The 19,438-nt window shown below is 49.8% G+C and carries 21 protein-coding genes; 20 read left to right on the forward strand and 1 reads right to left on the reverse strand.

Annotated features, from left to right (window positions below):
• Positions 1–36: 36 nt before the first annotated feature.
• The 16 genes from LPY66_RS01580 (at position 37) to LPY66_RS01655 (ending at position 16,246) form a co-directional block, all read left to right on the forward strand.
• Positions 37–222, forward strand: a complete 186-nt coding sequence (locus tag LPY66_RS01580; protein ID WP_337986386.1) for a DNA cytosine methyltransferase — start codon at positions 37–39, stop codon at positions 220–222.
• A gap of 46 nt (positions 223–268) precedes the next feature.
• Positions 269–490 carry a hypothetical protein gene (locus LPY66_RS01585; protein WP_337986387.1) on the forward strand — a complete coding sequence of 74 codons (222 nt, stop codon included), beginning with the start codon at positions 269–271 and terminating at the stop codon, positions 488–490.
• A gap of 22 nt (positions 491–512) precedes the next feature.
• A complete protein-coding gene (locus tag LPY66_RS01590) occupies positions 513–968 on the forward strand; it encodes a prepilin peptidase (protein ID WP_337986388.1) in 456 nt (151 codons plus the stop codon).
• Positions 969–1,077: 109 nt separating this feature from the next.
• Positions 1,078–4,887: an S-layer homology domain-containing protein gene (locus tag LPY66_RS01595; protein ID WP_337986389.1), complete on the forward strand. Its 3,810-nt coding sequence runs from the start codon at positions 1,078–1,080 to the stop codon at positions 4,885–4,887.
• Between the two features lie 77 nt (positions 4,888–4,964).
• A complete protein-coding gene (gene cpaB, locus LPY66_RS01600) occupies positions 4,965–5,789 on the forward strand; it encodes a Flp pilus assembly protein CpaB (protein ID WP_443112513.1) in 825 nt (274 codons plus the stop codon).
• On the forward strand, positions 5,779–6,531 hold the full coding sequence (locus LPY66_RS01605; protein WP_337986391.1) for a ParA family protein: 753 nt from the start codon (positions 5,779–5,781) through the stop codon (positions 6,529–6,531). The genes cpaB and LPY66_RS01605 overlap by 11 nt, the downstream gene beginning before the upstream one ends.
• The gene (locus tag LPY66_RS01610; protein WP_337988179.1) at positions 6,524–7,876 is read left to right on the forward strand and encodes an ATPase, T2SS/T4P/T4SS family; all 1,353 of its coding nucleotides are present in this window, start codon (positions 6,524–6,526) and stop codon (positions 7,874–7,876) included. Before LPY66_RS01605 ends, LPY66_RS01610 begins: the two co-directional genes overlap by 8 nt.
• Positions 7,873–8,802: a type II secretion system F family protein gene (locus LPY66_RS01615; RefSeq protein ID WP_337986392.1), complete on the forward strand. Its 930-nt coding sequence runs from the start codon at positions 7,873–7,875 to the stop codon at positions 8,800–8,802. Before LPY66_RS01610 ends, LPY66_RS01615 begins: the two co-directional genes overlap by 4 nt.
• A gap of 30 nt (positions 8,803–8,832) precedes the next feature.
• Complete coding sequence (locus tag LPY66_RS01620; RefSeq protein ID WP_337986393.1) at positions 8,833–9,705, forward strand: type II secretion system F family protein; 873 nt, start codon at positions 8,833–8,835, stop codon at positions 9,703–9,705.
• 11 nt (positions 9,706–9,716) lie between these two features.
• On the forward strand, positions 9,717–10,115 hold the full coding sequence (locus LPY66_RS01625; protein ID WP_337986394.1) for a DUF4320 family protein: 399 nt from the start codon (positions 9,717–9,719) through the stop codon (positions 10,113–10,115).
• Entirely contained in the window at positions 10,112–10,657 is a 546-nt protein-coding gene (locus LPY66_RS01630) for a hypothetical protein (protein WP_337986395.1), read from the forward strand. Before LPY66_RS01625 ends, LPY66_RS01630 begins: the two co-directional genes overlap by 4 nt.
• Positions 10,658–10,767: 110 nt before the next feature.
• A complete protein-coding gene (locus LPY66_RS01635) occupies positions 10,768–11,292 on the forward strand; it encodes a DUF6550 family protein (RefSeq protein WP_337986396.1) in 525 nt (174 codons plus the stop codon).
• A 70-nt stretch (positions 11,293–11,362) separates the two neighbouring features.
• Complete coding sequence (locus LPY66_RS01640) at positions 11,363–13,096, forward strand: hypothetical protein (protein WP_337986397.1); 1,734 nt, start codon at positions 11,363–11,365, stop codon at positions 13,094–13,096.
• 20 nt (positions 13,097–13,116) lie between these two features.
• Positions 13,117–13,569, forward strand: a complete 453-nt coding sequence (locus LPY66_RS01645) for a DUF3846 domain-containing protein (protein WP_337986398.1) — start codon at positions 13,117–13,119, stop codon at positions 13,567–13,569.
• A 149-nt stretch (positions 13,570–13,718) separates the two neighbouring features.
• On the forward strand, positions 13,719–14,408 hold the full coding sequence (locus tag LPY66_RS01650; RefSeq protein WP_337986399.1) for a hypothetical protein: 690 nt from the start codon (positions 13,719–13,721) through the stop codon (positions 14,406–14,408).
• Positions 14,405–16,246 carry a VirB4 family type IV secretion system protein gene (locus LPY66_RS01655; RefSeq protein ID WP_337986400.1) on the forward strand — a complete coding sequence of 614 codons (1,842 nt, stop codon included), beginning with the start codon at positions 14,405–14,407 and terminating at the stop codon, positions 16,244–16,246. Before LPY66_RS01650 ends, LPY66_RS01655 begins: the two co-directional genes overlap by 4 nt.
• A gap of 45 nt (positions 16,247–16,291) precedes the next feature.
• Here LPY66_RS01655 and LPY66_RS01660 read toward each other — a convergent pair whose 3' ends face one another.
• The gene (locus LPY66_RS01660) at positions 16,292–16,603 is read right to left on the reverse strand and encodes a helix-turn-helix domain-containing protein (RefSeq protein WP_337986401.1); all 312 of its coding nucleotides are present in this window, start codon (positions 16,601–16,603) and stop codon (positions 16,292–16,294) included.
• A 160-nt stretch (positions 16,604–16,763) separates the two neighbouring features.
• On the opposite strand from LPY66_RS01660, the gene LPY66_RS01665 reads away from it, so the two are divergent.
• The 4 genes from LPY66_RS01665 to LPY66_RS01680 all read left to right on the forward strand — a co-directional run bounded on the left by LPY66_RS01665 (position 16,764) and on the right by LPY66_RS01680 (position 19,424).
• Positions 16,764–17,321, forward strand: a complete 558-nt coding sequence (locus tag LPY66_RS01665; protein ID WP_337986402.1) for an SLOG family protein — start codon at positions 16,764–16,766, stop codon at positions 17,319–17,321.
• Between the two features lie 76 nt (positions 17,322–17,397).
• Positions 17,398–18,216 carry a C39 family peptidase gene (locus tag LPY66_RS01670; protein WP_337986403.1) on the forward strand — a complete coding sequence of 273 codons (819 nt, stop codon included), beginning with the start codon at positions 17,398–17,400 and terminating at the stop codon, positions 18,214–18,216.
• A gap of 43 nt (positions 18,217–18,259) precedes the next feature.
• Positions 18,260–18,409 (forward strand): hypothetical protein, encoded by a 150-nt coding sequence (locus LPY66_RS01675; protein ID WP_337986404.1) that lies wholly within the window; start codon positions 18,260–18,262, stop codon positions 18,407–18,409.
• Positions 18,387–19,424: a hypothetical protein gene (locus tag LPY66_RS01680; RefSeq protein ID WP_337986405.1), complete on the forward strand. Its 1,038-nt coding sequence runs from the start codon at positions 18,387–18,389 to the stop codon at positions 19,422–19,424. Before LPY66_RS01675 ends, LPY66_RS01680 begins: the two co-directional genes overlap by 23 nt.
• Positions 19,425–19,438: the final 14 nt, after the last annotated feature.

Here is a 19,438-nt window from a genome sequence, read left to right on the forward strand (position 1 = left end):
GATTCAAAGCCATGATAATCAGGAGGCGATTCTATCGTGTACACCACAAAAACTAAACAAAACTGGCGTTTGCAGGGCTTTTCGGACGAAATGTTTGACAGGACCAGGGCGGTCAATTCGGACAATCAGCTTTACCATCAGGCCGGAAACTCCGTCACCGTAACGGTGGTATACACCATCGGCATGAGGATTTTGGAAGCACAAAATAAGATGGGAGGGTAAAAAATGATTCAGACGGCTAAATACCTGCTGTGCGGCAGACTTTCCTGTGACGAGCACGGCAAAGCTCCTTTACTGCTATCTTACGGATACCGTGGGCCGCAAACGGAAGCTTGCCAGGTCATCTAAAAAAATCGGGGCCGCCGTCGGCATTTCAAGAACCGCTGTCAGCCGCAATATGCACCTTCTGCGGCAAAACGGGTTGATTGAAATCGTGCCCCAATTTACCGATGACGGCGGCAGGATTGCAAACAAATATATTTTAAAGTGACGGGAGGTGCATAGGCGGAGCCATGATCAACTGGCTGATATTGAAAGGCGTACTGTTTTCGGCTTTGCTCCTTACAGCGGCGGTTTGGGATATCCGCAGGCGTGAAATCCCTGATTGGATACCGCTGCTCATCTTTTTAACAGGTATTCCACTGATAAAGCCGCTGGACGCCTTTTCAGGGCTTGTGGTGACAGGACTGCCGTATTTGCTTGCGGCAGTCCTGTCCCGTAAAAGAGAAGGTTTTTCCATAGGCGGCGGCGACATCAAGCTGATGGCCGCCTGCGGCTTTGTCTTGGGTGCCTGGGGCGGTATACTTCAAAGTATTGCCGCCCTGACTCTTTCCCTTGTCGCTGGTATCGCCATTTGCGCTTTCCGGAAAACGAAAAAGCTGAATGCCGTTTTATTACCCCTTGCACCGTTTTTCTGTGCGGGGGGTATTTTTTCATACTGCGTGGTTGTGTTCTTAGCGCCGTCATAAAGCTGTAAGACGATAAGGATTACAACGCTTGTAGAGCAGAGCCAAGGTCAGATGTTATGACCCTGGCTCTTTGAATATCCATAAAAATTTTGGAAAGGAAGGAAAACCCATGAAACATAAAGGTAAAAAAATCGGCATCCTCGTCCTTGTTCTGCTGTTGCTGCTTGGCGTTGGCTTCTATGTTGAAACGCTTCTGGTGAAGGATGCCATGAATGAAAAGAAATCGGAACAGCCGGCAAGTATTTCCTCAGAGGTTAAAGATGCAGGTCAGGACAATCTGGTTATCGCAGATCTGGATGATCTGATAAACAGCAGTACCGACAATGGAAAACCTTCGGACGTTGAAATAACAGGGAAAGACAATCAGAATAATTATAATGAGTCAACGAACGCACCTGACAAAGACAAGCAATCCCCAGACAGCACGTCCGGTGATTCCGGCCAAGGAAGTCCGAGCGGCAGTGATTCTGACAACACCGGCTCTGCTGGCAGCGGTTCAGGCGGCAATGGGTCTGGTAGCGGAGGTTCAGACAATAATAGTTCGAATAGCGGCGGTTCAAACAACAATTCGGATAATAGCAGTTCAGGCGGCGGTTCTCACTCCTATCCGCAGTCGCAGGTGAGCTTTGAACTGCCAGCCACGGCACACACCGATACCCAACTCAATATAGCAACTTCCTTAAACTACACCAAAGCCCTCACCTGGTCGCTTGCCAGAGAAGCGGCAGACGGTGTGTCAATTCCAGTTGATACGACAACAGCAATAGACGGATCCCTTACAACCAGGGGCGGCACCATTACTTTCAAGGAAAGCGGCAGTTACACGCTGACCGCCACCGCTGTCAATTACGGGGGCAGGGAAACTGTCTTTTCCAAAAACATTACGGTTTATTCTGTGATAGACACAGGCTTTGACCTGCCGGAATACACGCACACGGATAAGACGGTAACCATTACCAATGACGCGGAGCTTGACGGTCTTGACATTGTATGGTCGGTCGCCAGGGATAGTGAAGCGGTGCAATGGGACAGTGCAATAGACGGCACCTTTTCCAACAAGGGGGGAACGATTGCTTTTATGGAAAAAGGCCGCTATACGTTGACTGCTTCCGCTACCGATGCCACCGGCAGAACATTTGCCCACAGCGAGGACATTGAAGTTTATTCGGTGGCGGGTGTTGCCTTTGAACTTCCCGCTGCCGCGCACACGGACACGGCCATCGAACTGACCACCACTCTGACGGAGATGGATGGGCTGACTGCCGAGTGGAGTCTTGCCCGCAACGGCGAACAGGTGCCCATCGGCGATTACATGGAAGGTAGTCTGACCGACAACGGAGGAAGCATTCGCTTTTTGGACAAGGGCGTATATGCTTTGACCGCCAAAGTTACGGATAAAACCGGCAGAGTTTTTGAAACCACGGCATCTATTGCGGTATATCCTGTTGGAGCAGCCGGATTTTATCTGCCTGAAATTACCCATACGGATACCCTTGTGAAGGTGGAGGCCACGTTCCTGAACATCGATACCGCCACCGCTGTCTGGAATCTGACCAGGAACGGTATGCCGGTCGCTCTCAACGATTATATTGAAGGTCCGTTGACCAATGACGGCGGCACCATCCGTTTCAAAGAGAAAGGAGAATATGTATTAGAAGCCGCCTTTACCGATGGCGCGGGCAGAATTTACAGTTACGCTTCATCAGCCATCGTCTACCCTGTTCCGAGCCTTGTATTTCAGGTGCCTGCCACTGCGCATACCGACAGCGTTATCAAGATAGATACCACAAGCACCGAGATGGACGGGCTGACAGTAGAGTGGCTGGTGGACAACACCTATGGATTTCAGGATTGGGACACTTACATTGACGGGAAGCCAGGCAATGACGGCGGCACCATCCGCTTCAAGCATGCCGGTGTCTACGAGCTGGTGGCGAGAACAACAGACGCTGCCGGGCGGGTATTCCTGTTTGAGAATGGGAATAAGATTGAGGTCCATCCTGTACTCAACATCCGATTTGAATTGCCGGAGACAACCTATCCCGACCGGACTATTGACCTCAGAACCAACGGCAATATTGGCGTTCTGCCCGTCGAATGGAACGTATCCAAGGACGGAAACATCGTCCCGCTTACTTGTGTCGAAGGTACGCTAAATTCTCAGGGCGGGAAAATCCGTTTTACCGAAGCGGGTCAATATACCCTGACCGCTTCCATGACCGACGCCCTCGGCAGAATATTCTCTTATACAGATTCCGTTGCGGTCTATCCCATACCGGAAATACAAATGGCATTGCCGCAGACTGTGTATGCGGGGGAAGCTGCTGCGGCAGCCGTGAGCGGAAGTGGCCTTGATAACCTCACTGCCGTCTGGACCATATCGGAAAATGGCGGAGAGAACAAATCGTATACCGAGTATGCCGATGGTGATCTTTCTAATCAGGGCGGCAATATTACCTTTAAAACAAAGGGGAGCTATGTGCTGACCGTTACCATGACGGACGAGCTTGGCAGAACGTTCTCCCAAAGCAAAACCATTACCGTCTATCCGATACCCGACATGCAAATCAGTTTGCCGCAGCTTACGTATAGTGGAGAAGCCCTTCCGGTCACAGTTGCGGGCAGCGAGCTGACCGGATTAGGCATGGCGTGGAGCATCTCAATAGACGGAGGCGCAACGGCGCCGTACACTCAATATGCGACCGGAACCCTCGGCAGCAATGGCGGGGAGGTGCGGATCAGCACGGACAAGACTATCACGGTAAAGTTTACGGCCATCGCCACAGATGAAAATAACCGCAACTTTACGTTTGTTTCCGGTACGGCAACCGTAAAGCCCGTCGTGCAAGGTTCCTTTAAAATCCCGTCCTCCGTTCATGTCGGCACAGGCTTCACGGTTACGATGGGGAGCGTCTCCGGCCTGGAGGGCAAGAGCATTGTCTGGTCGCTGACCCGCAGCGGCAACGCGGCAAGCTATACCGGAACCTTGACCAACGGCGGGGGCAGCATATCCATCAGCGCTACCGGAACCTATACCCTGACAGCCAGTGTCACCAATGATGTGGGCAGGACGTTTACTCACTCCGAAAGCGTCACCGCCACCAACACTGCCCCGAACAAGCCGACCGCAACCGCAACAGTGACAAGAACCGCCAGGGATGCGAAGCTGCTTGTCAACTTTGCCGTATCCGCTACCGACCCCGACGGGGATACGGTAACCTATGAATATTCCGGTCAGAGTGCGGACGGCTATTATGCAGTTGGCGCTTATGCCGTCAAGGTCAGAGCAAAGGATGCCCATGGCCTGTATTCCGACTGGACAACAATCAGCTTCACCGTCGCCAATTCAGAGCCAACCACGCCGGTTATCACAAGAACACCAAACGGCAACAGTGTCCCGCCGAATACACCGGTTACCATCACCGCATCCAGCACCGATCCCGATGGAGACGTCATTACCTATGTATGGGAGGGCCGACCGGCTCAAACATCCACCTATCCGCTGGGCAAAAATACTGTCCGTGTAAAAGCGGTGGATGCAACGGGCGCGGAATCCTCCTGGGCAGCGATTGTATTTTTTGTGTCAGACAGCACGAATGGCGGCGGCATGACGCTGACGGGTCCCGAATCGGTGATACTGGAGCAAGGCATCGCAGGCGCAACCATTACCGAGTATACCTTCACCGTTCCGCCTGTAAGCGGGCATTCCGGCAGCGACTATGGACGGGTGCGCGGCTATAATATACGGACCGGCGCATGGGATCAACTGGACTATCAGACAACAACAAACGGCATCACCTTCAGCCGGACACTGACACCGGGTGTATATTCGCAGTTGGAGTTTTATTACTACACCAATCACAATTGTATGTACAACAAGAGCAATATCACCTATTCGGTAACCTATTACTTTGAATAGCCAGGACAGGCAGCTTCCCCTAGCGGCGGGAGCTGCCTTTTTTACCCCAATATCAAAAAACAGGAGGAATTTCCATGATGAATCTTACCATTTTTAAAAATAGAACCGTTATCGGCCTGATTTGCATTGCCCTTTCCCTGATTATATGTTTTGCTCTGACACCGCTTCTTAACAGCGCGGCACGCGCCCAAACGGAAATCGTGCGGATTTCGGATACCGTTAAAAAGGGCGAGGTGATTACCGCGGGCAAGCTGGAAACGGTAAAAATCGGCGCCTACAATCTGCCGGACAATGTGGTGAAAAGCAAGGATGAGGTTATCGGCAAATATGCTGACGCCGAACTGCAAAAGGGGGACTATATCCTTTCCACCAAAGTGTCCGGGACACCCCTCACTGAATTTGAATACCTGGCCGGGCTTGACGGGACAAAACAGGCGATGTCCATCACCATCAAATCCTTTGCGGCGGGACTGTCGGGCAAGCTGGAGCCGGGCGACATCATATCCCTTATCTCTGCGGATTCCGGCAATACAGGGATTACCGCAGTACCGCCGGAGCTGAAGTATGTCAAGGTATTGGCGGTAACTTTAGGCACGGGAACGGACAAGGAATACAAGGCGGGCGAGATAAAGAGCGGTGACGGGGAAAAGGAGCTTCCTTCTACCCTGACCCTGCTGGTAAATTCCGACCAGGCCAAGGTGCTGGCCGGGCTTGAGCAAAACGGCAATCTCCAGGTAACCCTTGTTTATCGCGGGTCAAAGGACAATGCGGACAAATTCTTAGCGGCGCAGGACCGGTATTTTAAAACAGGTGAAAGCGCGGCTGCCGATACCGTTGAAAGCAGCCCGCAGTCGGTAGAAGCAAAAAACGCAACGCAGGAGGATAAAAACAATGCCGAATAAGGGAAAGCAGATTCTGGCGGTCTGGGGCAGCCCGTCCAGCGGCAAAACCGTAACGGCTGTGAAAATTGCCAAAGAGTTGTCCATAAACAGGAAAAATGTCGCGGTTGTTTTCTGTGATGGGGTCTGCCCGGCCCTGCCCACGGTGCTGAAAACCAAAAAAACGGTGGAGGGCTCCATTGGCGAGGTGCTTTCTGCCCCAAGCGTAACCCAGGAGCTTATCTTGAAGAACTGCATATGTCCCGGCAAGAATCCATATATCAGCTTTCTCGGCTACAAGGCGGGAGAAAATGTCTTTACCTATGCCGAATATGCCAAAGAACGGGCGGTAGACCTGCTGGTGCTGCTGCGCCATATTGCCGACTATGTGGTGGTGGACTGTTCCAGTGCCTTGACCGACAGCATTCTGTCCACGGCGGCCCTGGAGGTAGCCGACACGGTGCTGCGGCTGGGAAGCTGCGATTTAAAAAGCGTGTCTTACTATATGTCCTGCCTGCCGCTTATTGCCGACCGCAGGTTTAAACCGGAGAAGCACATCAGGGTGCTGTCCAACGTAAAACCCAGGCAGGATTCGGGCGGGTACGAAAACACTTACGGCGGCGTTTCCTACAGGCTGCCCCATGTGGCTGCCATCGAGGAACAGTTTTATTCCCTTGCCCTGCTGGACAGTCTTTCCGGCAAGGAAGCAAAAGCTTATCAGACTGTCATCCTGGCAATCACAGAGGAGGTGTTTGGGAATGCCTAAGAATATCGGCCTGTTTTTCAATACGGCCAAATATCAGAAAGCTTTTTCGGAGGTTTTGCAGGAGGTGCAGGAATACATTTCTGGCAAGTATGCCACCATGATAGCCCATAACCCGACGGAACAAAAACAGCAAATTACCGCCTATATCTCCAAATACCTGACCGACTACAGCCTGGGTGTGGAGGGGCTGACGCTGGATGAGCTTGTGGAAAGGCTCTACAGCGAGATGGCGGAGTTTTCGTTTTTGACCCAATACCTTTTCGCTACCGATATCGAAGAAATCAACATCAATTCCTGGAAGGACGTAAAAATCACCTATGCCGACGGCAGGGTGGTTCCCTCCGCTGAAAAATTCAACAGCCCCGAACATGCCGTCGATGTGGTGCGACGCCTGCTGCATAAATCCGGTATGATTCTGGACCAATCACAGCCAGCTGTCGTAGGGCATCTGAGCAACAAAATCCGCATCACCGTGTTAAGCAACCCATTGACCGACCATGACAAAGGGGTTGCGGCTTCCATCAGGATTGTCAATCCGCAGAAGCTCGAACGGGAGGACTTTATCCGCAACCGTACCGCAACCGCCGAAATGCTGGACTTTTTAAGCGCCTGCCTGCGGTACGGGCTTTCCGTGTGCGTGACCGGATCTACGGGCAGCGGGAAAACCACGCTGATGAGCTGGCTTTTGTCCACCATCCCCGATGATAAACGTGTGTTTTCCATAGAGAACGGATGTAGGGAATTCGACCTTGTGAAAGAGGACGAAAACGGCAAAGTGGTCAATAACGTAGTGCATACTGTCACCCGGTTTTCGGAGGACAAAAAGCAGAATATCGACCAGGAAAAGCTGCTGGAGTATGCCCTGACCTGCAACCCCGACGTGGTATGTGTAGGCGAGATGAAATCCGCCGAAGCGTTTGCGGCGCAGGAAGCAGCCCGGACGGGACACGCCGTCATTACCACCACCCATGCCAATAGCTGCAACGCCACCTACTACCGCATGGTAACGCTCTGCACGCAAAAATATGACATTAACGACCGGACGCTGTACAACCTTGTTACCGAAGCGTTTCCCATTGTCCTGTTCGTGAAAAAGCTGGAGGACAGTTCAAGGAAGTGCATGGAAATAACCGAGTGTGAGATCTTGCCGGACGGAGAGCGGAGGATTCATACCCTTTTCCGTTTTCATGTTGAAGAAAATGCGGTGGTGGACGGAGCGGTAAAAATCCGGGGGGGATTCGAGAGGGTAAATACCCTATCCGAGAGCTTGCAGAAAAGGCTGCTGGAAAACGGTATGCCTGTGAGTCTTTTGAATAAAATCACGAAAGGAGAGGGTACCGCATGACATTTCTTATTATGGTGGCGTTCATCGGGCTGATTGCCGGAAGCTTTCTGCTTCTGAGGCTTTCTCCCTTTGAATTTGCCGAAAACATGATCAGGCCGCTGCAAAACCGGAAGAAACCTATCGGAAAACAGATTGAGGAAGCAAAATTACCCAGGCAGGCGCGGGGCATCAGAAAAACTATTCAGGAAACCAAAGAAGTGCTTGTCCTTACAGGCAAAAGCACAAAATTCGGCGCGTTATGCGCCCTTTCTTGTTTTTTGCTTGTGGTTGGCGTGCTGGTTTCCATGCTGCTGGACAATTTCTTTATGATACCCGTTGCTGCCGTGGGAATGGCTCTCCTGCCTTTCTGGTACATCCTGTTCACTGCTCATTCCTATAAAAAGCAGATGAACGCCGAGCTTGAAACGGCGCTGTCGGTTATTACGACTTCCTATCTCAGAAATGAAAGCATCATCACGGCGGTAGAGGAAAACATCGCCTATTTGAATCCTCCGGTTGCAGACATCTTTCAGGGCTTCCTTGCCGAAACGAAATTGATCAACGTCAATGTCAAGCAGGCCCTTGGAGCCATGAAACCCAGGCTGAACAGCCCTGTGTTTCACGAATGGATCGACGCCATGACCGCCTGCCAGGAGGATAAAACCCTGAAAACCACCCTGACCCCGATTATTTCCAAGCTGTCGGATATGCGGGTAGTCTCTGCCGAACTGGATTATATGATGTATGAGCCTTTAAAGGAGTTTATCACGATGGCGCTGCTGCTCATTGGCAACATACCGCTGATCTATTTCCTGAACAAGGACTGGTATGCGGTGCTGATGAATACGGGTTTCGGCAAGTCCATACTGGCAGTCTGCGGCGCGGTGATATTCGCGTCCCTGGCCGCGGTAATCCGGCTGACGAAGCCGATTGATTATAAACGATAAAACGAAAAAATCTGAAATGAGGTGAAACTATTGGATGTCCTTCTATTTTTCTTTGCCCTATTTTTTGCGGCAGGGATCTATTTTATTATTGCCGACGCTTTGAATCTGCCGGCCCTTGCAGCCACGAAAGCGGTATTGACGGTGGCAAGGCAGGATAAAAAGCAGACCATGAATCTTGAAACAGTCATATTTGAGCTTTCATCAAAGCTTTCCAGGTTTATCACCATTGACGGTTACAAGCGCCGAAAGCTGGAAGCTTCTTTAAAATCGGCGGGGATGAAGCTGACCCCCGAAACCTATCTTGCCAAAGCATGGGTAAAGGCAGGACTGACGGCGTTTTTCATCCTGCCCGTTCTGCCCATTTTCCCGATCCTGGCTCCGGTGATTCTGTTTCTGGCGGTAGCAATATTTTTCAGGGAACGGCAGGCAGCCGATGAAATGGTGAGGCAAAAACGGGAAAAGATCGAATATGAGCTGCCGAGATTTGTTTCTACCGTTTCCCAGGAGCTAAAGGCTTCCCGTGATGTGCTCTCCATTCTGAAATCCTATCAAAAAAACGCGGAAGAAAGCTTCAAGCAGGAGCTCGAAATTACCATTGCTGACATGAAATCAGGCAATGAGGAAACGGCGCTGACAAGACTTGAGGCAAGAATCGGAAGCACCATGCTCTCCGACGTGGTCAGAGGCTTGATCTCCGTTAAGCGCGGCGACAATAGCACGGTCTATTTTGAAATGCTGAGCCACGATTTCAAGCTGCTGGAATTGCAGCGGCTGAAGCTTGTTGCGATGAAACGGCCCGGCAAGGTCCGGAAATACTCTTTCTTTATACTCGGCTGCCTTCTCCTGATGTATCTTGGTGTTTTGGGCTATGAGATTATGCATGCTTTTGGAAAGCTGTTTTAGGAGGTGGGGCTATGCTAAAAGTGCTGAAATCCAGAAGCGGACAGGGGTATATTGATGTGGTTGTGCTGGTCCTTGCGGTAATGATGGTGCTTGCCCTCGTGCTCAGGGTTGCCCCCGTGTTTTCCGCCAAACAGCAGCTTGATACCTTTGCGGCGGAGCTTTGCCGCACGGCTGAAATCGCCGGGCATATCGGAAGCGAAACCACGGCAAGAGCCAATCGGCTTAAAGATGAAACCGGCCTGGACCCGGCAATCAGTTGGTCGAAAACGGGCAACATCCAGTTAAATGAAGAATTCACCGTGACACTTTCCACCACGGTCAATATCGGCCTGTTCGGTGATTTTTCTTCTTTTCCCATTACCCTAACCGCCAAGGCGACAGGCGTTTCGGAGGTGTATTACAAGAAATGACAAAACTGAGGAAAATCATATCAGATAAATCCGGCAGCTCCGCTCCTTTAACGGTCGCGATTGTCCTTGTCGTGATGATACTGTCCTGTACGGTTTTTGAATATATGCGGCTGATGGTCATTGCCAGCGGTGTGCGGGATGCGGTTCAGGCGGCAATGGTTGAGGTTGCCACCGGGAATTGGGACGACGCCTACAACGGACTGCGCGAAGGCTACAGCGGAGGCTATACGTTAAGCGGAGCGGATTGGGTAGTCAAAATGGATACCGGAGATGTGTATTCCCGTTTGGAAAGCACCTTGGGCGTGAAAAAAGAAGGCGGAAAATATGTAAAATACACAGGCCCCGATGTGGAATACACCCTGTCCGGCCTATCCGTCAGTATGCAGAACGCTCCTCTTGCCCCATCCAACGTCAGCGGCATCTCCCAGCTATCCGCGACGGGGACTGTGGATATGGAAGTACCCTTATCCTTCGGGTGGGGCCATCTTCCCCCCTTGAAAATCACCATGAAGCTGAAAGGCGGATTTACGCCGAAATTCTAGCAGGAGGAGCGTGCATTTAACCTGTGGACACGGCGTTATTTTAAATGGTATAATATGTATGGAAATATACTTCGTTTTTATAGATAAAACCTATAAAGGAGGTTGATCTAATGAGCAAATTAAGTGCCAAAACTCAAAAGAGGCTGCTGGTCTCAGGACTTGCCGCCTTATGTGTCGTTCTGGCAGTTGCCGTTTTCTCCTTTGTCGGAGGCAGCGGTGAAAAGGATAAATCAAATATTACCGCAAAGAATATAAGCAATAAGGTAACAGTGGATGATATAAAGACCGGCAGCGGGACGGAAAACCAGGCTTCAGACAAAAATGTAGTCCTCGATATCGGTAAACAGCAGGATGTTGAAGTGCCGATTACCAAAACCCCCGAAAAAACAGCTGAACCGGAAAAACCTGTGGTCAAGGATGAAGACGCCTTGAAAAATTCCGATACACCGCCTGTATATGATAAAGAGCAGACCACTGTGGAGAAAAAAAGCAGTGAGCCCAAAAGCGGGGATAAAAAGGGCGGCAAGGTATATATCCCCGGCTTTGGATGGGTGACCGATGAAGGCGGCGGCGGAAAAGGTGAAGTTGTCGATTCGGACGGAGACATCAATAAACAGGTTGGACAAATGAATTGAAGAAATGAATAAAGTGCAAGGAGTATGGTGAATGTGCCATACTCTTTTTATTTTGACTGGAGGTGCTCATTTGCAAAGAATTATATCCCTCCTGCTTTGCCTTGGACTGCTTTTCTGCTTTTCGCCGCTGCCTGCGCTTGCCGATACGGGCGGCAGCGGCAATCTCGATGGAGGCGGAGCGGACATTGGACAGGGAACAGGTGAAAGCTATTGGAACAGCGGAGATGACGGCGTTCGAGTAACGGTTGTCAGTGCGGCTACAGGTTCGCCCGTTAAGACGCCGATTGATTTAACCAACCGAAAATCTGATAATACTGACTACCATTTTGGAAAAGTAAGCAAAGTCAGTTATCGAAATGGGGTACATTTATCTGTAACGACAAGCCAATATACCTATAAAAATCCGGTACAACCCTTGCCGCGTATTATCAGCAGTGATGGCAGTGTAAATATAGAGGCAATAAAAAATTATTTCTGCTCCGAATATGCGGTAAAACTAATTGCCGAAACGGCTGGAATTCCCTATGACATGCTGATCAGCGGAGAATACAAGCTTTTTTTGGAGCCCATTTCCTACTTCACCTTTCAAGGGCAGAAAGTGGCCATGACCGCGACGGAGGCAGCCCTGTACGACAACCTGTTAAGCGGTGGTTTGCGTTCCAAGATGGGCGCTCTGACCCATAAAAATCTGCCCCTTTCCATGTTCCTAGAAACGTCGGATTTGGGCTTTGCTGCTTATTCCGGAGCAACGAACCAAAACCAGTCCAACGATACCATTATTGCTGAGCTGGGGCTTGGCATTGTGCGGTTTGCTGGCCAGCCTGCAACTCCGCCCGTTGAAACGGATTACGATTATGAATACAGGGTTGATACCGATGTAATAACCCCGGTTATGCTCTATACTTCCGGGGAAATCAATCCTGACAGTCCTGCAAAAGTAACTTTCAGGATAAAGGGCAGTACGTATACCGTCAGCAATATCGTCATTCCCGCAGGCGAAAGCCAACTTGTATGGTGTAAGTGGCGTACTCCTGCCAATCCGGAGGAGATCAGCATTACGGTAAGCAGCACCAAAGGCACATTAAGCCAAACGTCAATTCAGGCAAAAATTATCCGTCTGGATGAAAATGAGCCGTCGAATCCGACGGCAACAGACAGAAATGACGGTTTCTCGACAGTCGGGATTCCGTCAAGGACAGTAAAAACCTCAGCCTCCTGGGGTGTTTGGTGGGCGCAATGGCATCCCTATTGGGTATGGATATCCCATTGGGTGTGGGTTGGCGGTGAGGACGACGGAAGCTGGGAAGATCATGGCCGATGGGAGGACCACGGCTGGTACGATTTTTTTAAGGACAACTATTCCGCATCCCTTTCCGGTAGCATGAGCCTTTTGCCGGATGATAAAGTACCTACCGCCAGCGGTAACACCATGAGATCAGGCTATGGGGTAAAGACCACCGTCAATGCGCAGTTTACAACCAACGCGCCGTCCTCCCATGTGACAGGGGCGCAGACGACGACTGCCTATTTCCCCGAATTCCATTATAAGGATTACTGGCGCTTGTTGGACCGGACGGCAAGCGGATATTCCGCACAATTCCAGTTTAAGACAAACAAGTATTCCACCTACAACCGCAGGGTTCACTTTTTGCCGCTGTGGTATCCCAACGGGCAGTACACGGTGGATACCTACATTCAGGATGCCTGGACCCCTGCCGGGATGCTGTCAATCAGCGAAAGGGATGATGTGACGGTTTCCGGCTCACTTTATGATGATTGGCACCTTGCGCCACTTGTCCCATAAACGCGGAAGGAGTTTTTTTAATGGAAAACGAAACGGATATGAGAAAGCTGCGTGTTTTGGTTGTGAAGCCTGAAAAGCCGCCTTATGTCGTCGAAATTGAAAACAATCTTCCGGTCCTGCAGGAGCTGGTGGGCGGAGATATACAGTATGTCGGGCTCGATAGGGACGCTTTCTTCTACTGCAATGAGGAAGGCAAGCTGTTGGGGCTTCCAGGAAATCGCAAGCTGGATAACGGTGATATTGTGGCAGGGACTTTTATCATCTGCCGTGAAGATGGAATAGGTGAAGAAGTTTCACTCACGGATGAACAAATTAAAAAATATATGCAGCGGTTTAAGGAACCGGAAAGATATGCCACCCGGGAGGTTGAGGACGCGATCTGTGTCAGCGTTAAATCTTATAATAGCAGGGACGACTTTTTTAAAGCTCTTTTTAATGACGAAGATGAGGACGAAGACGAAATGGAGCTATAATTAACGGGCCTTTTGGGGCTGTATCTAAACGGGTGCAGTTCTTTTTTATCTGGAGGCGGTTACGCCTGGGGCATAGAAGCATGTTCAAATCGGTACATTGCGAAGACCGAAGGCATTCAGGAAATCGAAGAAAGCGAGGTGGAAATAGCTTGATTTTCCCCATTATCATGATTATGGTATGCGCTGCCCTGGGGGGCGGCGCTTTTCTTTTCATCAGCCTGTCGGATAAAAAGAAAAAACAGGCTGCGGCAGCAGATGGTCAGCAAAAGACGGCCAACGAGTTTGTCAACGTCAAGGACATCAAGGGCAGGTATCTCTACACAAGAGATCAGCTTGTCCTTTGTTATTTGAAAATAAGCCCTATCAGCATCGACCTGTTCAGCAAGAGCGAAAAGCAGCAGTTGGTCAAGCAGCTTACGGCGAGCATGTCCGGCGTTCAGCACCCTTTTAAATTTCTTGCCGTATCCCGTCCGGTGGATATTACGCCTTTGATCTCCGAACTGTCAGCGGCGCTTGCCACCTCCGACCCCAAGCAGAAGGAGCTTTTAAAGCAGGAAATCCTGGAAATGACCACCTTTGCCCTGTCCGGCGAGGTGGTGGAGCGCCAGTTTTACATCGTCCTATGGGAAAAAGCCGACGAAGGCGCCGAAAAGGAACTGCTGGTGAAGGCCAAGGATTTCGCGGGAAACTTCGACGACTGCGGGATTGGCTGCGAGATTTTGGAGCAACAGGATATTGTGAGGCTCTGCAACCTCATCAACAACCCCGCCTATATGCACCTGGAGGACACCGACTTTACCCCTTCCATTCCCATTTTAGGCGGAGGTGTTGTATTTTGATAGGAATCTCAAAAAAAAAGGCCGAGTTCATACCGGTTAACGAGGCCCTGTTAAACGTCATTTCGCCGATGGGGCTTGAAATCAAGAAAAACAGCCTGGTGATCGGTGAAAACACCGGAAAGATTTACGGCGTTGTCCGCTATCCGCAAAAGGTGGATACGGGCTGGCTGAGTAAAATCACCAACATACCGGGCACCCTTGTTTCCATCGGCATTCAGCTTGTAGACAATGGTGCTTTAATTTCAGCCATATCCAGGAGTATTATTCAAAACCGGGCCACTGCCGATGGTGCCAAGGACCCTCTTACCAGGCAAAGAAGTGAAAAAGCTGCGGAGGACGGAGAACGCATTATGCTCCAGATCGACCAAAACGGCGAAACCGTGGCGCTGATGAGTCTTGTCATCATGCCGGTAGCCCATGACGAAAAAAGCTTTGTCAAAGGATGCCGGCGGGTGGAGAGTGTTATAACCGTGATGAAATGCAAGGTCAGGACTCTTGCCAACCTGCAAAAAGAAGGCTTACAGACCATTTCTCCCACCTATCCGTCCAATCCGGTTGTGGAGAGCATTGTGCAGCGTATTATCCCCATGAGCACCTTTGTAGGCGGCTTCCCGTTTGCAAGTTCCGGCTTCAATGACGGCACCGGCTATTATTTTGCCAAGGACAACAATGGAGGATTGATCATTGTGGACACCTGGAAGCGCGGCAATGACCGTACCAATTCCAATATGGTCATTATGGGCGTTGCCGGCGTGGGCAAATCCACAGCCGTCAAACATATTGCCCTGGCCGAATACATGAAAGGCATCAAGCTGATTTTTATTGACCCTGAATCAGAGTACCGGGATCTTTGCCTGAATTTGAACGGCGACTGGATTAACGCGGGGGGCGGTGCCAACGGCAGAATCAATCCCCTGCAAATCCGACCAGCACCGAGGGACAGCGAGGATGAGCCGGACGAAAAGGGCGGCAAGCTGTACCGGGACGAGGGCAACGGCATGTCGGACATGGCGCTCCACGTTAAGAATCTGGAGATATTCTTCAATCTCTACCTACCGAGCCTTACGGACATGCAGAAGGCCATCCTGAAACAGAGCGTTATCGAGCTTTACAACCGGTTCGGCATTTATTGGGAAACGGATATTGCTACACTGTCCAATACACAATTTCCCACCTTCAGCGATTTGCATGGGCTGATCACCGAAAAAGCGGAGAAGGACAAAAACAATCCCGTTTACCGTGACCTGGCTTTGCTGCTGTATGATGTAGCCAACGGCAGCGACAGTTTTTTATGGAACGGCCACACCACCGTTGAGACCCATTCCCGCTGCATTTGTCTGGACACTCATTCCCTGCAAAACACAAGTGAAAACATCAAACGGACGCAATACTTCAACCTGTTGACCTGGTGCTGGGAGCAGATGTCCAAAGTCAGGACCGAGCGGGTATTGCTCATTTGCGATGAAGCCTATCTGATGATCGACCCCCAGGTGCCGCAGAGCCTTGTGTTTTTGCGCAATGTGGAAAAACGGGCCAGAAAATATGAAGCAGGACTAATCATCATCTCCCACAGCGTCGTAGATTTTCTTTCCCCTGAAATCAAGATGTACGGGCAGGCTCTGCTGGACATCCCCTGTATCAAAATCATCATGGGGACCGACGGAAAGAATTTGCAGGAAACAAAAGAGCTTTACAATCTTACCGACGCGGAGGAAGAATTGCTGGAAGGAAAGAAACGGGGCCACGCCTTGTTTGTGATCGGCTCCAAGCGTCTGCACGTCAATTTTGAGATACCTGAATACAAGTTTGACTATATGGGTAAGGCTGGAGGAAGATAAAAAAAGCAGGCTGCATCGGTATCAATCTCATGCAGCCTGCTTTTCTCATTTTGTCTTTAAGTCCTTAATAATAGCCAGAAGATGCTCCAACTGGCCATCATCTAGTTTTTTTAACTCACCCATCAAGCCATTTAATTTTGTCGGAAAGTTTACTTCGTCATCAAAAAAATCCTTTGGGGGGACATTCAGATATTCGCAGATATAAAAAAATCCTGTCATGGACGGTAGCGACTTTTTGTTCTCAATTTTATTGATATAGCTTTCGCTTTGACCTAAAGACAGGCTCATATCCCTTGCGGAAACCCCTTTTTGTGTGCGGAGCCTGGTTAATCTTTCGTAAAATAAATCCTCATACATTACAATTTACCCCCTCATATATATGATTATAGACAATACATTGGCTCATTATACGGAATTACAGCATATGTTTTTATTGACACGGGGAAATGTATTCCATATAATGTAAGAATATATATGCTAAGATTCTTTATTATTAGGAAAAAGGTGGTTGCCTAAAATGATGATGTTTATTAAAGAAGCCAATATAAAGTCTGCCTGCTGCTTTGCGGGACCCCGCCCTCAAAGTCTTCCCCTTGGGTTTGACGAAGAAAACGCCGGTTTCCTGCGGTTGAAGCAGGTACTGAAGGAGCAATCGGTCCATTTGATTGAAGCTTTGGGAGTTACCCATTTCATCAGCGGTGTTGATTTAGGTGTCGGCCAGTTTGCCGCAGAAATCGTCCTTGACCTCAAAAGAGACTATCCCGAAATTACCCTGGAGTGCGTTATTCCCTGTGAGGATCAGGCGGCAAAATGGACGATAGCGCAGCGTGACAGGTACTTTTCTATTGTGGAACGATGTGATAAGGAAACCCTTTTGCAGCGTCATCACACTAAGGATTGCATCAAAAAGAAAAAAGAATACATGGTCAAGCAAAGTAATTATGTGCTTGCGGTATGGAACGGCAAACCTGGCGGCCCGGGCAACATCCTTTCTCTTGCCCGCACCCTGGGAAAGACTGTGATTCTGATTGACCCCAATACATTTGAAGTGCGAACTGATTCTAATAAACACTAGCGACACAGCCCAATAAACCGTAAAGGCGCTCCTGCTGACAGGAGCGCCTTTTAAATGATGGAGGTGATTCGATTTTATGGCAATTGATCCGGCAACGGCAAAATTTCTCGCACAGGCGGCCTTAAAGCTTGCAACTGATGAGGAAGCAAGAAAAAGGCTGCTGATGATTATTCTTACACCCTTGCTGTGTGTAGTTCTCATCCTGACGGCCTTCGTTTATATCCTTACCCACCCGCTGGAATTTTTGGGTGAGTTTTTCGATAGCCGGGCTATTACCGAGGTAGAGCGGCTGCAAAACGACTACGGGATGTACCAGTACCTTGCGACAACGGATTATGAAAGCGGCGTAATATCCTATAAGGGCGTGGTCTTTACCAATGGAGTCACGCCGGTGGTTTACTATAACCAGAGAGATGAGCGGTTCAGAGACAAGCCTTACGGGACGGACAACATCGGCGGGTACGGCTGCGGCCCGACCGCAATGGCTATAGTAGTATCCAGCCTGACGGGGAAAACAGCTGACCCTGTGGAAATGGCAAAGTGGTCTTATGATAACGGGTATTGGGCTCCCGGCAGCGGTTCCTATCATTCCCTCATTCCGGGCGCAGCCAAAGCCTTTGGTTTGCAGGTAGAAGGCTGCCCGGCAAAAGAACCGCAAAAAATCGTTGATGCGCTGTCCTCCGGTAAGCTGATGGTCGCACTGATGGGCAAAGGACATTTTACATCCAGCGGGCATTTCATCGTACTTAGGGGCGTGACTGCCGAGGGAAAAATCCTTGTGGCGGACCCGGCCAGCAAAAAGCGCAGCGAACAGGAGTGGGATTTGTCCGTCATACTGAATGAAGCAGGTAAAAATGCCGGGGCGGGCGGCCCGTTCTGGATTGTTTCGACATAAGAGGCCCTTTACTTTGGTTGATAGTTTAATACGGAGGTGGACAATGAATAACCGGAAAAAATTGATTGAACTGTTTATCTATGTACTGGTTGTGGTGATTGGGATTATCCTGCTTTTTACCGCAAATCTCAAAAAGCAGGATAACAAGCCCTATGACGGAGGTGTGAGCGTTGCTGCTGTATCTTTCGAGTGATGGGAAAAGCGGACTGGCCGACTTTATGGAAGGGCAGGAGCTTGTAATAAAGAAGCTCATCGGCAGGTTTTCCTTAAAGCAATTTGTCGCCAAGGATTTGAGGAATTATGTCGGCTGCAAGTATTTCGCCATAGATGTTTCCTGTATAGAGGAACAGCTTGATGATTTTATCATCGCTCTCCAGTCCTTTCAGATCATGTTTGACGCGAGAATCATTCCGGTTCTGTCGGATATGGAAAACATAGACTGCTATATCGGCAGGCTGGTCGATATAGGGGTAACGGATATTGTAACCGCCGACAGCATAGACGGCATCAGGGATGAGCTTGCCGAGTGCTTATCCGCAGATGGCAGGCAAAGGTATAAACAGTTATCTGAAAGCTTTAAGCAGGATACTGCCTTTGAAAAAGCCCAGAAGGCTAAAGAGATAGTCAAATACAAGTGGAACAGCCGAAATGTGAAAATTGCCATTGCCGGCACGCAGCGGCGGAGCGGCGTTACCGTCACCGCCTTTAATCTGGTGGCCTGGCTCATTGCCAGAGGGGCTTCCGCCTGCTATGTGGAGGCCAATACCAATCGGCATTTGAACTGGATCGTCAATATCTATGATGCGGAAAAAGACGGAGAAGCCTATCCGGTCGGCGGTATCGACTGCTATTTTACAAATGAGATGGATAAGGATTACAACTTTATTATCTACGATTGCGGGGAGTTCAAACAGCCCGACATGAAACCCGACACGATATTCAGGAAGGCGGACATCCGTCTACTCTGCGGAAGTATCCTGCCCCATGAGGCAAAAGATTATCTGCAAGTACTAAATGCTTGTAAGGATATGGACATTTATAAATTGGGTTTGTGTGTGCCGAAGCCTTTGCAGGAATTTTGCAGGGAATCGTTAAGCAAAGATATTCTCATAGCGGAAGCCTCCCATGACCTTTTTGATAATAATATTAACGGACATATCTATATGCCGGTGATGGAGCGGTATACTATAAAGGGACAAGAGGATTAGGAGGATTTAAAAAA

Source organism: Dehalobacter sp. DCM (genome assembly GCF_024972775.1).
Classification (GTDB): Bacteria; Bacillota; Desulfitobacteriia; order Desulfitobacteriales; family Syntrophobotulaceae; genus Dehalobacter.

Bases quoted from the DNA above. Each gene is read 5' to 3' on its own strand.
- LPY66_RS01590 (WP_337986388.1), top strand. From the start codon at position 513: ATGATCAACTGGCTGATATTGAAAGGCGTACTGTTTTCGGCTTTGCTC.
- LPY66_RS01595 (WP_337986389.1), top strand. From the start codon at position 1,078: ATGAAACATAAAGGTAAAAAAATCGGCATCCTCGTCCTTGTTCTGCTG.
- cpaB (WP_443112513.1), top strand. From the start codon at position 4,965: ATGAATCTTACCATTTTTAAAAATAGAACCGTTATCGGCCTGATTTGC.
- LPY66_RS01605 (WP_337986391.1), top strand. From the start codon at position 5,779: ATGCCGAATAAGGGAAAGCAGATTCTGGCGGTCTGGGGCAGCCCGTCC.
- LPY66_RS01610 (WP_337988179.1), top strand. From the start codon at position 6,524: ATGCCTAAGAATATCGGCCTGTTTTTCAATACGGCCAAATATCAGAAA.
- LPY66_RS01615 (WP_337986392.1), top strand. From the start codon at position 7,873: ATGACATTTCTTATTATGGTGGCGTTCATCGGGCTGATTGCCGGAAGC.
- LPY66_RS01625 (WP_337986394.1), top strand. From the start codon at position 9,717: ATGCTAAAAGTGCTGAAATCCAGAAGCGGACAGGGGTATATTGATGTG.
- LPY66_RS01630 (WP_337986395.1), top strand. From the start codon at position 10,112: ATGACAAAACTGAGGAAAATCATATCAGATAAATCCGGCAGCTCCGCT.
- LPY66_RS01635 (WP_337986396.1), top strand. From the start codon at position 10,768: ATGAGCAAATTAAGTGCCAAAACTCAAAAGAGGCTGCTGGTCTCAGGA.
- LPY66_RS01645 (WP_337986398.1), top strand. From the start codon at position 13,117: ATGGAAAACGAAACGGATATGAGAAAGCTGCGTGTTTTGGTTGTGAAG.
- LPY66_RS01660 (WP_337986401.1), bottom strand. From the start codon at position 16,603: ATGTATGAGGATTTATTTTACGAAAGATTAACCAGGCTCCGCACACAA.
- LPY66_RS01665 (WP_337986402.1), top strand. From the start codon at position 16,764: ATGATGATGTTTATTAAAGAAGCCAATATAAAGTCTGCCTGCTGCTTT.
- LPY66_RS01670 (WP_337986403.1), top strand. From the start codon at position 17,398: ATGGCAATTGATCCGGCAACGGCAAAATTTCTCGCACAGGCGGCCTTA.
- LPY66_RS01675 (WP_337986404.1), top strand. From the start codon at position 18,260: ATGAATAACCGGAAAAAATTGATTGAACTGTTTATCTATGTACTGGTT.